Below are 14924 nucleotides of genomic sequence, written 5' to 3'. Positions count from 1 at the left end.
CGAATGATGGGCGCGCGTTCGGACATCGCGCGTCCGAAGCGGACTTAACCAGCGAGCGTGGGCGGCGTCAGATGGATATCCAGGCTTATTTCGAGGAGTGGTCCTGCGAGCCCGGCGATGTCGTCCGGCTCGCGATCAGCACGCCGCACGCCACCGCCCGCGCAAGCCTCGTGCGACTGGTCTCGGGTCCCGGGCGCGACGAAGCGATCGAGGGCAAGGTGATCGATTTCTCGTCGGTGCTCGACCGCACCGTTTCCGGCGGCGTGCAATCCACAATGGTCGGCTCGCACGCCGAATTTCCGCTTCCCTCACCGATCAACGATGCGGCGATCAGCGTCCATTGCTGGGCATGGCCGACCGTCCCCGAGCGGAGCGCACCGCAGGCCATCTGGTCGATTGGCGACGTTGCGCTCGTCATCATCTCAGGCGGTCTTGCGCTTCGAATGGGCAGCGCAACGCTCGCGGTCTTGCCGGATGCGATCATCGCCAAACACTGGTATTCGATCCTGACTTCCATCGGCGACGGCGAGGTCTGCATCGACCTCAGGCGTCTTGATGCCAAGGTTGGGGCACAACGCACGCTCTGCGCGGCAACCGGCGCGACGGCAAATGCGGCGACGCTCCTGCTCGCGGCGGCCGGCATCGGCCGGTCCGGGTCGCCGCTGGAGCCATATAACGGCAAGATCGACTCGCCAACGCTGCACCTCGCGAAGCCATCCGCCGAGATGATCGCCGCATGGCACGCAGGGAAGACTCCCACGCAGCCGGCATGGGCAGCATGGAAACTCGGCAGGGACTTCGCGTCAGAGACGATTGAGCCGGACGCTGGAGGCAAACAGGGGCACCTCGTCAACGGCGTCGAGCGCGGTGTGACCGGACGCAACTGGGACGGGCGAAGCGACTCCTTCGTCGAAGTTCCCGAGCAGTACTGTGCGCTGCAATTCCACGACGACGACATGGTGGATGCCGGCTGGAGGTATAATCTCGAATTCCGCCTGCCGGAGGACCTTCAAAGCGGAGTCTACGCAGTTCGGCTCGAGGCCGGCGGAAGCCGCAATCATTTTCCGCTGTTTGTGAGGCCAGTCCTGGGCACTTCGGCACCCGTGCTGTTCCTGGTGCCGACCAACACCTATTTGGCCTATGCGAACGACCACCTGGCCTCGCTCGATTTCTCATCGGTGATGCCTCATGACAAGGTGGTGCCCGAGGACGAACAGTACCTGTTCTCACATCCGGAGCCGGGCCGCTCCTGCTACGATACCCATGCCGACGGAACGCCGGTTCGCTATTCGAGCCGCAGACGGCCGCTGTTCAACGTCCGCCCTGGTTTTCCGAACTGGCTAACGGGCTCGTACCGTCACTTTCCCGTCGACATGTACATCATCGAATGGCTGGAGCACCTCGGCATCGAATACCACGTCGCAACCGACGAGGATTTCGAACGTGGCGGCCGCAACCTGGCCGACCGGTACGCGGCGATCGTCACGGGCTCGCACCCGGAATACTGGACACGAACCGGCCTCGATATCCTCGACGGATACCTGCATGACGGCGGACGGGTCATGTATCTTGGCGGCAACGGCTTCTACTGGGTGACGAGTCGGCTCGGTGCAAAGCCCTGGGTCATCGAGGTGCGCCGCGACAACAGCGGCACGCGCTGCTGGGATGCCCCCTATGGCGAACGGACCCATGTTGCGACGACTGAAGCCGGCGGCATCTGGCGCACGCGCGGCCGCGCCCCAAACAAGATGCTAGGCGTGGGCTTCGCATCGGAGGGATGGTCGAGGGGCTGCGGATATCGGCGTCTGGAGGCGAGCTACAATTCGCCCGCCGCGAAATTGTTCGACAGCATCACTGAGGAAATCGTCGGCGATTACGGCTATGTGCTGGGTGGAGCAGTGGGAGACGAGGTCGACAGGTACGACGTTGCGCTCGGAAGCCCCGAGCATGCCTATGTGCTCGGGACTTCGACCGGGCTTGGCAACGAGTATCAGCTCGTCATCGAAGATCTCACACTTTCGCTTCCGGATCAGGGAGGCGCACAGCGGCCTGACGTGGTGAGATCGGACATGGTCCTGTTTCCGATCGATGGAGGCGGCTGGGTGTTTTCGGTCGGCTCCATCGCCTATGCCGGCACCCTGGCCTGGAACGGCTGCGACAACGGTCTTTCGCGCCTGACGGCGAATATACTCAGGGCCTTCACCGGCAAGGAGCCGGTGCTCGGAGCATGAGACCGTCAGCGCGACTTCGCCCCCGAAACGAAAGGTCAACGACCTTCGTTCGCCACTCATAACGGTCTGGTTGCAGGTTCGAGCCCTGCCGGGCCCACCAAGACACGCTGAGCCGCTACCGTTTCAATAGGCGCGCGCGAAGTCACCCTCCTGCTTGATATCGGTGAATACAGGAAAGCGCGCCTTCCACGGCGTGCCCTTGGCCGTCGTCAGCCTGTTGAGCCGCTCAAGCACGCCGAGCCCATCCTTGCGCAGGCTCGCCGAAACCGCCGTAAGGTCCGGGAAATTCTTCAGGACGGCATCGAGCCAGATGGTGCGGCCCGCCAGGAAACCGCCCGCGCCGGCGGCATAGGCGAAGTCGAGGACGCGTTCGAATTTTTCCGGCGCCGCGCCGCCCGACAGCAAGACCCAGGGAATGCTCCGCGCACGGCAGATATCGCCGATCGCATCGAACTCCTTCTGCGCGGCCCTGGCTTCGGCGCTGCCGTCACGGGCCGGCAGGCTGTTTGCCGCGAGAGGGCTCTCAAGCTTCAGGAGATCGACGCCGTATTCGGGCTTGGCAAACTCGCGCACGCTATCGATGACGAGGCCCGGGAGCTTGCCCGGCGATTCCACATAGTCTGCGGTGTGATTGGCGCTACCAAGGAACGGATAGACCAGCAATTCAAGAACATAGGGAACGTCGTGGCGGGCGCACTCCTCGCCAATCTCGCGCACGAAGCGCTTCTGATGCTCGTTTACCGCGGCGTCCGCATCCGGCCGATACCAGGCCAGCACCTTGACGGCGTCGCCGCCCATGGCGCGAATTTTCTCCACACTCCAGTTGGCGATCGCGCGCGACTTGCGACCGCCCGCCGTCTCCTCGACGCGATGCTCCTCCAGCGTCATGATCAGGCCGCAGCGCGGCGGCAACAGATCGATCGCGGCGGGCACGGCAAAATTCGGGTCGAACAGCATCGAGCTGCAATGCGGCGCAAGGTTCTCCACGAGGAGCCGCTTGGCCGCGGTGACGTCGGAATATTCGACCTGATCCCGCGTGATTCCCTTCGCCTTCGCAATGGCATCAAACAGCGGCGGCCGCTGATCCAGCGCGACCATGCGAAAGTGGCCTTCCGCGTCAGCAAGGCGGCCCAGCCCGCGGTTCTTTCCAATCGTTCTCATGGCTTCGTCCTCATGAATGCAACACACTCGTTGATGGTAGGGTTTCCGTTGCGGCCACCGGCGTGGCGACATTTCATCGCGGCCGTGGCTGCAGAAAACGCCATGGCGTTGCGCACATCGAGGCCGGCGCCGATCGCAAGGGCATAGGCGCCATGAAAGACATCGCCTGCTCCGGTGGTATCGACGACATCGACGGCATAGGCGGCGTGCCAGTGCACCTGGCCATTCTCGTACCAGCTCACACCGTCCTCGCCGCGTGTGACGGCAACAACACTGCAGCCGAAGCGCGCCAGTGCCGCGAGAGATTCGTCTTTGGCAGATCCGGCGAAAGAAGCGAGCGCGGGCTCGGAGAAGATCGCGTGGTCGGTCAGGGGCAGCAGTCGCTCGAATACCTCGGCATCAGCCATGTCGCCGTCGAGCACCGTCGGAATGCCGCACGCTCGCGCCTCGCGAAACAGCGTCGCGGCGCCCTCCACCCAGCGCGGATCGGCCAGCACCGAGGACGCGCGAGCGACGGCTTCAAGCGGAAGCCAATCGGCCGCTTCCGGAAAGAGACCACGGAAGTTCACGATCTGCCGCTCGCCCGAACTGTCGACAATGATCCCCGAGACCGATGAGCGGCCATCGGCAAACAGCCGGAAATTCTCGACGTCGACACCTTCTGCAGCAAAAGCCGATCGCATCTCGTGCCCGGCGGCATCGTCCCCTGCCCGTCCCCAGAACGCGACGGAGGCACCGAGCCGCGCGACCGCGACCGCGGCATTGGCGGCCATTCCGCCGCCAATGGTACCGTAGTCGATGGCCTTTATCTTCTCGCTGTTGCCCGCAAAGAGCCGATCGACGCGCCAGACCTGATCGAGCGCGGATAGCCCAAGGCAGATCACCTGGACACGCCTGGCTCCGGACGCCACATCCGCGAGCGCCGAAAGATCTCCGATATTTGCCGATGCGCTCACCGCAAGACCTGCCCGTTCGCTGCATCGAACAGATGCGTCTTGCCCGGCTGCGGCCGCAAGCTGAGGCGATCGCCGAGCTTTGGTCGCAACGACGGATCGACCCTTGCAATCGCGGAGACGCCGGCGAGATCGAAATGGATCAGCGTATCCGAGCCGAGCGGCTCGACGAGCTTGACGTTGATGGCAACGCCATCGGCCGTATCAGTGGCCGCGACGAAATGCTCGGGGCGAACGCCGAGGATCGCGCTGCCGGCCCGGCGCAACCGGCTTGCGGTCTCGCCATCCAGCGGCACCGCCGTTGCGCCTTGCAAAAGGTTCGCGCGCTCCCCACGCCATTCGACCGGGAAGAAGTTCATGGCGGGCGAGCCGATGAAGCCGGCGACGAACTGGTTGGCCGGCCGCTCGTAGACCGTCTCCGGCGTGTCGTATTGCTGGATCGTACCGTTCTGGAGCACCACGATCCGGTCGGCCATCGTCATGGCCTCGATCTGGTCGTGAGTCACGAAGACCATGGTGGTCTTGAGCTCCTGCGATAGCGCCTTGATCTCGGCCCGCACCTGCCCGCGCAGTTTTGCGTCGAGGTTGGACAGCGGCTCGTCGAACAGAAACGCCTTGGGATTGCGCACAATCGCACGGCCCATGGCGACGCGCTGGCGCTGTCCGCCGGAGAGCTCCTTCGGCTTGCGATCGAGATAAGGCTCGATGTGCAGCAGCGCGGCGGCACGCTTGACGCGCGCATCGATCTCCGCCTTCGGCGTTCCCCGCAACTCCAATGCGAACGACATATTGTCGTAGACGCGCATGTGCGGATAGAGCGCGTAGTCCTGGAACACCATCGCAATGTCGCGCTGTGCAGCCTGCACGCCGTTGACGCGCTTGTCGCCGATGTAGAGGTCTCCGGACGTGATCGGCTCGAGACCCGCGATGATTCGTAGCAGGGTCGACTTGCCACATCCGGATGGCCCCACAAAGACGACGAATTCATGGTCCGCGATCTCCAGATTGAGATCGGGGATCACGGTGAAACTGCCGTAGCGCTTGACGAGGTTGCGGATCGAGATCGAGGCCATGATCGCTTAGTCCAGCGCCAGTACCGGCTTGATCAGCTCGCCCTTGGCAAAGCGGGCGAAATTCTCAGGCAAGGCCGACAGGCTGAACTCGCCGTCGACGAGGACGCGGTATTCATCCTTGAACTTGCGCAGCAGCTCGATGTTCGGCTCGAAATCCGAGACCGGGAAGTAGAAGGTCCGGATCATGTAGAAGTCCTTGCGGCGGAACACCTTGCCCTCCTCGATGGTCCAGGGCGCAGCGTTCTCGCCGACCAGCACCAGCGCACCGCGCGGCAGGACAAGCTCGATGCCGAGATTGCGCGCCGCATGCGCGCCGGAGCACTCCATAATGAGAGCGAAGCGCTGCGAGGTGTCGCCTACGGGATGCGCCTTCGCGCCGAAGGATTGCGCGATCTTCAACCGCGTCGCATTGGGGTCGGCCACGTAGATGTCGTTGTAGCCGAGTGCGCGCAGCGCCAGCACGACGCCGAGACCGACCGGCCCGGCGCCCATGACAAGAACAGGTCCGGCCTCACCCGGCGGCACCACGCGGCTGACGAAGCGCACGGCGTGGCCCGACGTGCCGATGGTGTCGAGCAGCAGCGGCGCGAGGCTGTCCTCGATATCGTCAGGCACCGGCAGCAAACAGTTTTCCGGCACCGGCACATATTCGGCATAGCCGCCCGGCCTGTTCCAGCCGATCAGGCTGGAGACTTCCAGGCACATCTGGGTGTCGCCGCGTTTGCAGGCCGCGCAGTGGCCGCAGTGGAGCGGAATATAGACGGCACAGCGGCGACCATGCAGCCGGTGACCGGGCTGCTCGACCATGCCGAAAATCTCATGGCCGGCGGTGAACTCGGCGCCCTTGTGCCAGAGCTTGAAGTCGGAGCCGCACAATGCGGTGCGCGAAACGCGCACGAGCACTTCACCCGTGCCGACGTCGGGCATTGCCACGCGCTCGATGGTGATGCGGTCGTTGCCGTGGAAGACCGCGGCCTGCATGATCGAATTCGGACGGGGTGACACGTTCATCAGATACCTAGCCTTTCACCGCACCGAGCGTCAGTCCCGATACCAGCCAGCGCTGAACCAGGGCCGCGAGCACCAGCGGCGGCAGCGCGATCAGCGTCGCCGCGGCCATGAGGGCTCCCCATTGCGTTGAGCCTTCGCCGATGAAGTTGAAAGCCGCCGCGATCAGCGTCTTGGTGTCGCCGTTGGAGAGCACCAGCGCAAACAGGAAGTAGTTCCACGAGAAGACGAAGGCGAGGATCGCCGAGACGGCGACGCCGGACGCCACCAGCGGCAACGCGATGCGCCAGAGGATGCGCGTGACGCTGCATCCATCGACCTGCGCCGCCTCGAAGACGCTGCGCGGGATGCCGTCGAAGGATGGCAGCAAAACCCAGATCACGATCGGCAGCGTGATGACCGCGTGGCTCAGGATCAGCGCGGTGTAGGAGCCGATCATGCCGATTTGCCGGAACATGACGTACCACGGCAGCAGGAACAGCGTGCCCGGCGCCATGCGCGCGGCGAGCGTCAGGATCGCCGGCCACGAGATCCGTGTCCAGGACACGGCGAAAGCGGCGGGAATCCCGAAGAGTAGGCCGAGCGCTGTCGAGCCGACGGTGACGATGAGGCTGTTGAGCGCATAGCTGAGGAACGGCGTGGTCTTCGTCAGCTCGACATAATTGTCGAGCGTTGGCGTGAAGATCAGCGTGGGCGGATAGGCCGTCACCTCGAACGACGGCTTGAACGAGGACAGCACCATCCAGACGGTCGGCGCCATGATGAGCACGCCGGCCAGCACGAGCTGCGCGGTGTTGAGCCAGCGGATCCAGCGGTCGGTGTTGGCGGCATCCGTCATGACATCACCACGCCACTGCGCCGCGCAGGCGGTTGAAGGCGAGCACGGCGCCGAACACGATCGCCGTCAGCGTCAGCATCAGGGCGCTGGCATAGCCGATGTTGAAGAACTCGAAACCCACCCGGAAGCCGTAGATGTTGAGCGTGTTCGAGGCGTTGCCGGGGCCGCCCTGGGTCGTGATGTAGATGATATCGAAGAAACGCAGGAGATCCACGCTGCGCAGGATGGCCGCGGTGACGATGGTCGGCAAGAGCAGCGGCAGAGTGATGCGCTGGAAGGTCTTGAACGGCGAAGCTCCGTCGATCTGCGCCGCCTCGTAGACGCTCGGCGGCAGGGATTGCAGGCCGCCCAGCACGATCAAGGCGACGTACGGTGTCCACTGCCAGCTGTCGATCAGAGCGACGGTCGGAATGACCCAGGTCGGCGACGCCAGCCAGTCCGACGGCGGCAGGCCGAACGACTGGAGGATGTAATTGGCCGCACCCAGCGAGGGATCGAGGATCACCAGCCACATCATGCCCGCCACCACCGGCGGCATCATGAACGGGGAGATGAACAGCGAGCGCACGATTCCCGGCAGGCGCTTGGCGTGAAACAACACCAGAGCCAGCCACACGCCGAAGACGAGCTGGAGCACCAGCGACAGCACATAGAGCGCTATGGTGACCCAGAGCCCGTGCCAAAACTCGTAGTCGGAGATCAGCTTTGAGTAGTTGGCGAGACCCGCGAAGGACTGCTTGCCGGTCGAGGAGAATGTCTGGAAGCCGAGCCAGATCGTATAGACGACCGGAAACGCGATCATCGCGACCGTGAAGATCACGGCCGGCGCCGATAGCGCCGACATTTCCAGCTTTTGCCGGTCCTGCGTGAGTGTCGCAGCCGCGTCCGACATGCATCCGTTTCCTTGAGAGTGAGGCGCCGGCACGCACAAGCCTGCCAGCATCAAGCGGTTACTTCTGGGCGATCAGCGCATCGAGCGCCTTGTCGGCATCAGCACAGGCTTGGTCGATCGGCTTCTGCTTCAAGATCAGGTCCTGCACGGCCTGGCCGATGAACTCGCGCGATTCCGGGTTGGCGATGATGGGATAGCCGACCTCGGAGGAGCCCTTCGTAGCCAGCACGTCGAGCGCAGCCTGCCATTCCTTGCGCACCGGCTCCTCGTCGATCCACTTGCGATACTCGGGATCCTTGGCAACCGACGGCCGCGGCGGGGCAATGCCCTGGAGTGCCATTTTCTTCTGCACCTCGGGGCTGGTCGCCCACTGCACGAAGTACCACGCCGCGTCCGGCTGTTTGCTGTGCGAGGACACCGCCATGCCCCAGCCGATCGTGGTCGGCACCTGGCCGGCCTCGCCTGCCGGGAATGGCAACAGGCCGGTGTCTTTGAGCCGCGCGCCGCCCTCCATCACCGTGCGCAACTCATTCGAGGATTCGAATGCCATCGCGGCGCGGCCGCTGCGGTAGAGCGCCGAAATCTGCTGGAAGCTGTAGTTGACCACACCCGGCGGACCGAAGTCGCGCAGCAGCCGGCTATAGGTGTCGAGCGCTTCCTTGCCCTTGGCCGAGCAGAGGTTCGACTTGCCGCCTGCGATGTAGCTGCCGCCGATGTTGTGCAGCATGTTGCTGAAGGTGTAGGCGACCGCGGGCTTGAGGCCACGCGAGACAAACGGCGTGACGGCGCTGTCGCAGGTCTTGATCTTCTCGGCGGCCGCCTCGACATCCTTGATGGTCTTTGGCGCCTCAAGGCCGCACTTCTTGAAGATGTCGGTGCGGTAATAGAAGATCGGACCTTCGATGTTCATCGGCATGCTGGTCAGTTTGCCGCCGAAGGTCGCAGCCTTGAGCAGGGCCTGGCTCAAGCCGGCCGGGTCGTATTCCCTGGCCACCTCGTTCTTGGCCATCGCAGTGAGATCGCCGTACCAGCCGGCCGCGGCGAACTGCTCGCCCTCGCGCGAAGGCAGCGTCATGAACACGTCAACCTCGTCGCTGTTCGCATTCATGACGGTGACCAGACGCTGGCGCATCTGCTGTTCCTGATAGCCGTCGACCTTCAGGGTCATGCCGGTCAGCTTCTCGAAATCGGCCTTGTAGGTCAGCAGCGCCTGCGCGACCGGATTGTTATTGGCGAGAAAGGTGACGGTCCTGCCCTTGAACTTCATCCAGTCGAAATCGGCCGCATGAGCCTGCGCTCTGACGGCGACAATCGCGAGAACGGGCAACGCGACGTGCGTCGCGAGCATCCTGGCCTTCATCGAACTCTCCTCCCGGCTGGCCGCCTTAAGCTGGCGGGCCATTTGAACGCGACTTGAAAACGGTTACAATTTAGACCTCACATCGGTTGTGTCAAGCAATGGACAAACCGGATATTCTGCGGCAAATTTACGAGATTACCGCTACCGCGCGGTTTGCCTCATCGAATGTAACGTTACATTGATGCGATTGACCAACGCCAAATCCGTGAAACAGGGCATCCGCGCCGTGGCAGCCCGTGCCGGCGTCTCAACGGCCTCGGTGTCGCGCGCACTCAACAATCCCGATGCGGTAAGCCCTTCCTTGCGGGCGCGCATCGAACAGGCCATCGATGCGCTTGGCTACATTCCGCATGCGCCGGCGCGCATTCTGTCGTCACGGCGCTCGCGCACGCTTGGCGCGATCGTTCCGACAATCGACAACACGATGTTCGCGCGCGGCATCGCCTCGCTGCAGCAGTATCTCTCCTCGGTCGGATACATGCTGTTTCTCACCACGAGCGGCTACGATCTCGATGTCGAATTGCAGCAAGCGCGCAATCTGATCAGCCGCGGCGTCGATGGACTTGTGCTGCGCGGTGATTGCCATCACGACGGACTGCGCAAGTTGCTTGCGGACAACGCGGTTCCCTTCATCAATGTCGGCATCTACCAGCCCGATCGACCCCACCCTTGCGTCGGGACGAACAACGAAGCGGCCGCCCATCGCGCCGCCGCGCACGTCATCGAACTTGGCCACCGCCGCATCGGGATCGTCTCGGCGCTCCAGCGCAACAACGACCGCGCCAGCGCTCGCGTCGCCGGCTTTCGCCGCGCGCTCACCGAGAACGGCCTGGAGCTTCCGCCGCAATGGCATGTCGAGGTGCCCTACACGCTGGACGACGCGCGCGAAGCGGCCCGCTATCTCCTCAACCTGAAGGACCGTCCGACCGCCGTCGTCTGTGGCAACGATGTCATCGCCTACGGCGTGTTGCTCGAGGCGGAGCGCGATGGATTTTCGGTGCCGCGCGACCTGTCGGTGGTCGGTTTCGACGATCTCGACTGGAGCCGCCATTTGCGGCCGAGCCTGACCACGATCCACGTACCGACCGGAGAGACCTGGCAGCGCGCCGGGGAATATCTGGTGCGCAGCCTCGCCGGCGAGCAGACCATCATGCATCGCGAGATCGACTTCTCCCTGGTGGTCCGTGAATCGACGGCTCCCCCCTCTCAAATCCTGAAGTGAGACCCCTCCAATGCGCTCAAATTTTTCTCTTGCGCCCGACTTCCATGCCGTGGTGATCGGCGGCGCCGGCGACATTGGCGCCGCAATCAGCAATCAGTTTTGCGACCTCGGCGCGACCGTGACCGCAACGGCGGCCAACGAGACCGATCTGGCGCGCACTTTGCTGAAATCGCGCCCCGGACTCACACTCGCAACGCTCGACGTCACGAACGACGACGCTGTCGCCTCTTTCGCCCGCCAGCACAAGCGCGTCGATGCGCTGGTCAATTGCGCGGGAATTCTCGCCCGCGACAAGGAATACGAGATCGAGACCTTCATGAAGGTGCTCGACGTCAATCTCACGGGCACCTTTCGAACCTGCATGGCGCTCCGTCCGCTTCTCGCCGAGAGCAAGGGCTCGATCGTCAATCTTGCCTCGATGAATGCGACATTGGCGCTGCCGCGAATCCCGGCTTATTGCGCCAGCAAGGGCGGTGTCGTGATGCTGACCAAGGCGCTCGCCTTGGCATGGGCCGAGCAAGGCATCCGGGTCAATGCGGTTGCACCCGGCTATATCGAAACGGCGATCAATGCAGCCGGCCGCACCGATCGCGTGCACTATCAGCGCATCGCCGACCGCACCGCTTTCAAGCGCTGGGGTCAGCCGGAGGACATCGCGGGAGCCGTCGCGTTCCTCTGCATGCCGGCATCACAATATGCGACCGGCACCGTCGTCGCGGTGGATGGCGGATTTCTTGCCGGATGAGCCAGGAAACCAACGAATACGGCCTGCATAATGTCGCCGGAAATGTCTGGGAATGGTGCGAGGACCGCCTCGCACCGCCGGGAGTCCCCTTGAATCGCGAGCCCGCACCGAACCGCTCGACGCGCGGTGAATCCTTCCTCAGCGACGAGTCCTGCGGCAGCCGCCACCACTTCGCAGCACGAAACCTGAACGGGTCGGTCGGCTCGTCGAGCAAGATCGGCTTTCCTGTCGCGCGCACCGGGCCGCTGCGGAGCCAAGCATAGGATGACGCTGGCGACAAATGCCGCGAAGCCGGCCCCTGCTCCCGGCACCCGTCTGTTGCCGCAGTTCTTGCGAAATTTCGTGCGCAATCGCGAGACTGGCCTCGTGCTGGTCGGCATTGTCGTCGGGTTGCTGAGCGGCGTCCTCGTTGCCGCGATCTCGGGCCTCAGCCAGGCCTCGCACGCACTGCTGTTCGACATTCCCCTCGACGCACATCTCAGCGCCACCGGCGTCATTTCCTGGCAGCGCACACTGCTGATCCCGGCAGTTGGCGGCCTGGTCCTGGCGCTGATCGGGCTGTACTTCGCGCGGCGCGTGAAGGGACAACAGCTCGCTGACGCCATCGAAGCCAACGCGCTCTATGGCGGCCGGGTGTCCTTCCGCGGCAGCCTGCTGATCTCGATCCAGACGCTGCTGTCCAACGGGTTCGGTGGATCGGTCGGACTGGAAGCGGGATACACGCAGATCTGCTCGATGTTTGGCTCCCATGTCGGCCAGCGCCTCGCCGCCCGCCGCAACGACATGCGGCTATTGGTGGCCTGCGGCGCGGCGGGGGCGATCAGCGCAGCGTTTTCGGCTCCGCTGGCCGGCGCCTTCTATGCCTTCGAGGTCGTGCTGGGAGCCTACACTTCGGCCGCTCTCGTGCCCGTCATCGCCAGCGCAGTCACGGCCTGGCTGGTGGCGCGGGAGTTGACGCACCAGTCCTTTCTGATGGTGCCCGGTTTCCCATCGCCCGTGTCCGTCGAGATGATCGGACAGACCGTGCTGATCGGCGTCATTTGCGCATTCGTCAGCATCCTCGTCATGCTCGCGGTCGCATTCTCCGAGCGTTGCTTTCAGCGCGTCACGCTCTTCAGCGGCTTCATGCGTCCGATCCTCGGCGGCCTGCTGCTCGGCGGCCTCGCCCTGCTGACGCCGACCGTGCTCGGCGCAGGCCATGGCGCAATGCAGATCCTGCTGGTCAGCAATCCGACCTGGCTCCTGCTCACGACGACCATCGTGCTCAAGATCCTGGCGTCGGCCGTCTCGCTCGGCTCCGGCTTTCGCGGCGGCCTGTTCTTCGCCTCGCTGCTGCTCGGCGCGCTGATCGGCCAGCTCTACAGCGTCGTGCTGACCGGCCCCCTCCCCACGCTCGCGCTTCAGCCCGGCACCGCCGCCATCGCGGCTCTCGCCGCACTCGGAACCGGTGTGCTGGGCGCACCGTTCAGCATGGTTTGTCTCGCGCTCGAGATCACCGGCGATTTCTCCGTGACCGTCGGGGCCGTGGTCGCATCATCGGTCTGCGCGCTCATCGTCCGCGAGTTGTTCGGCTACAGCTTTGCGACATGGCGCTTCCACCTGCGCGGCGAGGTGATCCGCGGTCCGCAGGACATCGGCTGGGTCCGTCAGATGAGCGCGGCTTCCCTGATGCGCGCCGACTTCGAGAATGCACTGACGACAATGCCGATCGGCGAGGCGCAGAAGCTGTTTTCTCCGGCGCAGGTCCGACAGGTCATGCTGCGCGATCCGAACGGCAGCTATGCCGGCATCGTTGCGGCGGCGACACTGCATTCCGTCACCAATCGGGACGACGAACCGCTCGGGTCGCTGGCCCAGCAGCAGGATGAATACCTGCTTCCGACCACGTCGGTTCGCGAGATCCTGAAGGCCTTTGAACGGAGCGAAGCCGACGTCCTCGCGGTCATTGACCGTGCCGACCATCGCGTCACGATCGGCACCTTAAGCGAATCCCATGTGCTGCGTACCTATGGGGAAGAGCTCGAACGCCGGAACCAGGAGCTGTTTTCGCGGTGATCCTCGCGCGCTATGGCCTTAGATCCATATCGATCCGCACAAAATCGCCGCGATAGGTGACTTCACCGAGATAGATCACGGTGCGATCGCTGGTCGTAAAGACACGGCGGACTTCGGCGACCGGCGAGTTCAAAGGTACGCGCAGCAGCCGCGCCGCCTCGATGTCTGCGGTTCCGATGGTCAATGTCTGGCGGGCGCTGGCAATCGCCGGATCCCTGAGATCGTTGAGGATCGGGATCACCGTCTCGTTGCGAAAGCGCTTTGGAGACCTGCGAAAGATCTTCTCATCGAGGTAGATGGAAATGACGCAGTAAGGTTGCTTCTGCCGCGAGTGCAGACGGCGCATGAAGACATATTTCTCGGCCGGCTTGCCGTCTTCGGGAAGCAACGGCGCATCGCTCCGGCTTTCCGAGATGTTGATGATCTCCGGTGAGGTGTCGCGGTACATGTCCGCGAGATCGGACAGGGTGGTCTCGACCTTGAGCCAGCGGTCCTGTCGTACGGTCCCGGTGACGAAGGTGCCGCGGCCCTGCTGCGCCTCGATGACACCGTCGCGGGCGAGCAGTTCGACGGCCTGCCTGATGGTGACGCGCGAGACGCCGAACTCGGCCGCCAGCTCCTCGTTGGCCGGCAGGCGAAAACCTTGACTCCAGACACCGCGCGCAATCCGCTGGCGAAAGATATCGGCAATCTGCGCGTATTTGGGGACGTGACTGTCGGAACTCAATTCCATCTCGCCCTCCAGAAATCAAGCGGCCCAATCACGGCATGACAAGGGCTGCACCGCGTTCGCCGATCATCAGGCTGGTCGCATTGGTGTTGGCCGAGGTGATCCGCGGCATCACCGAGGCGTCGATCACGCGCAGCTGCTCGACGCCGCGCACCCGCAGCTGCGGATCGAGTACTGCCCGCTCGTCGCTGCCCATGCGGCAGGTCCCGACGCAGTGAAACACCGTGCCGCCGGTATTGCGCGCGAAATCCCACAGCCCGGCATCATTGCTTGCGGTCTCGCCCGGCACCATTTCGGCATCCCAGAACGGGCGGAAGGCCTTTTGCCGATAGATCTCGCGCAGGATCTTCAGGCCGGCAACGATGGTCTTGCGGTCGATCTCCTCGGCGAAATAGTTGGGCGCGATCAGCGGCTGCTCGAACGGATCGGCCGAGCGGATCGCGAGCTGTCCGCGCGACCGGCCGTGGCATTGCCAGACCGAAGCCGTGAAGCCGGAATAGCTGTGGAGGGGTTCGCCGGGCTTGTCGACGGAGAGCGGCATCACGTTGAACTGCACGTCCGGACGGCCACCGACCGCATATTCGGAACAGGCCGCTCCGCCCACCTGTCCCGCCCCTGTCTCTTATACACATCTCCGAGCCCACGAGACTTAGGAT

At 63.9% G+C, this 14924-nt stretch carries 14 protein-coding genes; 5 read left to right on the top strand and 9 right to left on the bottom strand.

Annotation, left to right across the window (positions count from 1 at the left end):
• Nucleotides 1-71 precede the first annotated feature (71 nt).
• Entirely contained in the window at nucleotides 72-2231 is a 2160-nt protein-coding gene (locus tag PMN64_RS07510; RefSeq protein WP_411780246.1) for a N,N-dimethylformamidase beta subunit family domain-containing protein, read from the top strand.
• Between the two features lie 123 nt (nucleotides 2232-2354).
• On the opposite strand, the gene PMN64_RS07505 is transcribed toward PMN64_RS07510, so the two are convergent.
• The 7 genes from PMN64_RS07505 to PMN64_RS07475 are packed head-to-tail and all read right to left on the bottom strand — an operon-like array spanning nucleotide 2355 to nucleotide 9516.
• Complete coding sequence (locus tag PMN64_RS07505; RefSeq protein WP_411780245.1) at nucleotides 2355-3392, bottom strand: tagatose 1,6-diphosphate aldolase; 1038 nt, start codon at nucleotides 3390-3392, stop codon at nucleotides 2355-2357.
• A complete protein-coding gene (locus tag PMN64_RS07500; protein WP_411780244.1) occupies nucleotides 3389-4348 on the bottom strand; it encodes a sugar kinase in 960 nt (319 codons plus the stop codon). The genes PMN64_RS07505 and PMN64_RS07500 overlap by 4 nt, the downstream gene beginning before the upstream one ends.
• Nucleotides 4345-5418 (bottom strand): ABC transporter ATP-binding protein, encoded by a 1074-nt coding sequence (locus PMN64_RS07495; protein ID WP_411780243.1) that lies wholly within the window; start codon nucleotides 5416-5418, stop codon nucleotides 4345-4347. Before PMN64_RS07495 ends, PMN64_RS07500 begins: the two co-directional genes overlap by 4 nt.
• A gap of 6 nt (nucleotides 5419-5424) precedes the next feature.
• Nucleotides 5425-6429, bottom strand: coding sequence for a zinc-dependent alcohol dehydrogenase family protein (locus PMN64_RS07490; protein WP_411780242.1), 1005 nt, complete (start codon nucleotides 6427-6429; stop codon nucleotides 5425-5427).
• Nucleotides 6430-6436: 7 nt separating this feature from the next.
• Nucleotides 6437-7264 (bottom strand): carbohydrate ABC transporter permease, encoded by an 828-nt coding sequence (locus tag PMN64_RS07485; protein WP_137483332.1) that lies wholly within the window; start codon nucleotides 7262-7264, stop codon nucleotides 6437-6439.
• A gap of 4 nt (nucleotides 7265-7268) precedes the next feature.
• Nucleotides 7269-8156: a carbohydrate ABC transporter permease gene (locus PMN64_RS07480; RefSeq protein ID WP_035631714.1), complete on the bottom strand. Its 888-nt coding sequence runs from the start codon at nucleotides 8154-8156 to the stop codon at nucleotides 7269-7271.
• A 58-nt stretch (nucleotides 8157-8214) separates the two neighbouring features.
• Nucleotides 8215-9516, bottom strand: a complete 1302-nt coding sequence (locus tag PMN64_RS07475) for an ABC transporter substrate-binding protein (RefSeq protein WP_411780241.1) — start codon at nucleotides 9514-9516, stop codon at nucleotides 8215-8217.
• 181 nt (nucleotides 9517-9697) lie between these two features.
• On the opposite strand from PMN64_RS07475, the gene PMN64_RS07470 reads away from it, so the two are divergent.
• From PMN64_RS07470 to PMN64_RS07455, 4 genes are read left to right on the top strand one after another with little or no spacing between them, the layout of a single operon-like run.
• Entirely contained in the window at nucleotides 9698-10738 is a 1041-nt protein-coding gene (locus PMN64_RS07470) for a LacI family DNA-binding transcriptional regulator (RefSeq protein ID WP_411780240.1), read from the top strand.
• A gap of 10 nt (nucleotides 10739-10748) precedes the next feature.
• Nucleotides 10749-11483, top strand: a complete 735-nt coding sequence (locus PMN64_RS07465; RefSeq protein ID WP_411780239.1) for an SDR family NAD(P)-dependent oxidoreductase — start codon at nucleotides 10749-10751, stop codon at nucleotides 11481-11483.
• Nucleotides 11480-11746 carry an SUMF1/EgtB/PvdO family nonheme iron enzyme gene (locus PMN64_RS07460; RefSeq protein ID WP_028341185.1) on the top strand — a complete coding sequence of 89 codons (267 nt, stop codon included), beginning with the start codon at nucleotides 11480-11482 and terminating at the stop codon, nucleotides 11744-11746. The genes PMN64_RS07465 and PMN64_RS07460 overlap by 4 nt, the downstream gene beginning before the upstream one ends.
• Before the next feature lies 1 nt (nucleotide 11747).
• Nucleotides 11748-13538, top strand: coding sequence for a chloride channel protein (locus PMN64_RS07455; RefSeq protein WP_028341186.1), 1791 nt, complete (start codon nucleotides 11748-11750; stop codon nucleotides 13536-13538).
• Nucleotides 13539-13548: 10 nt separating this feature from the next.
• On the opposite strand, the gene PMN64_RS07450 is transcribed toward PMN64_RS07455, so the two are convergent.
• Both PMN64_RS07450 and PMN64_RS07445 read right to left on the bottom strand, forming a co-directional pair.
• Entirely contained in the window at nucleotides 13549-14271 is a 723-nt protein-coding gene (locus PMN64_RS07450) for a GntR family transcriptional regulator (protein ID WP_028341187.1), read from the bottom strand.
• Between the two features lie 28 nt (nucleotides 14272-14299).
• A complete protein-coding gene (locus tag PMN64_RS07445; RefSeq protein ID WP_411780238.1) occupies nucleotides 14300-14872 on the bottom strand; it encodes a GMC family oxidoreductase in 573 nt (190 codons plus the stop codon).
• Nucleotides 14873-14924 lie beyond the last annotated feature (52 nt).

Source organism: Bradyrhizobium sp. UFLA01-814 (genome assembly GCF_046718885.1).
GTDB lineage: Bacteria > Pseudomonadota > Alphaproteobacteria > Rhizobiales > Xanthobacteraceae > Bradyrhizobium > Bradyrhizobium elkanii.
This window is presented reverse-complemented; position numbering and strand designations above follow the sequence as displayed.

Excerpts from the sequence above, each read along its gene's own strand:
- PMN64_RS07510 (WP_411780246.1), top strand. The coding sequence starts at position 72 with ATGGATATCCAGGCTTATTTCGAGGAGTGGTCCTGCGAGCCCGGCGAT.
- PMN64_RS07475 (WP_411780241.1), bottom strand. The coding sequence starts at position 9,516 with ATGAAGGCCAGGATGCTCGCGACGCACGTCGCGTTGCCCGTTCTCGCG.
- PMN64_RS07480 (WP_035631714.1), bottom strand. The coding sequence starts at position 8,156 with ATGTCGGACGCGGCTGCGACACTCACGCAGGACCGGCAAAAGCTGGAA.
- PMN64_RS07490 (WP_411780242.1), bottom strand. The coding sequence starts at position 6,429 with ATGAACGTGTCACCCCGTCCGAATTCGATCATGCAGGCCGCGGTCTTC.
- PMN64_RS07465 (WP_411780239.1), top strand. The coding sequence starts at position 10,749 with ATGCGCTCAAATTTTTCTCTTGCGCCCGACTTCCATGCCGTGGTGATC.
- PMN64_RS07485 (WP_137483332.1), bottom strand. The coding sequence starts at position 7,264 with ATGACGGATGCCGCCAACACCGACCGCTGGATCCGCTGGCTCAACACC.
- PMN64_RS07495 (WP_411780243.1), bottom strand. The coding sequence starts at position 5,418 with ATGGCCTCGATCTCGATCCGCAACCTCGTCAAGCGCTACGGCAGTTTC.
- PMN64_RS07460 (WP_028341185.1), top strand. The coding sequence starts at position 11,480 with ATGAGCCAGGAAACCAACGAATACGGCCTGCATAATGTCGCCGGAAAT.
- PMN64_RS07470 (WP_411780240.1), top strand. The coding sequence starts at position 9,698 with ATGCGATTGACCAACGCCAAATCCGTGAAACAGGGCATCCGCGCCGTG.
- PMN64_RS07450 (WP_028341187.1), bottom strand. The coding sequence starts at position 14,271 with ATGGAATTGAGTTCCGACAGTCACGTCCCCAAATACGCGCAGATTGCC.
- PMN64_RS07455 (WP_028341186.1), top strand. The coding sequence starts at position 11,748 with ATGACGCTGGCGACAAATGCCGCGAAGCCGGCCCCTGCTCCCGGCACC.
- PMN64_RS07505 (WP_411780245.1), bottom strand. The coding sequence starts at position 3,392 with ATGAGAACGATTGGAAAGAACCGCGGGCTGGGCCGCCTTGCTGACGCG.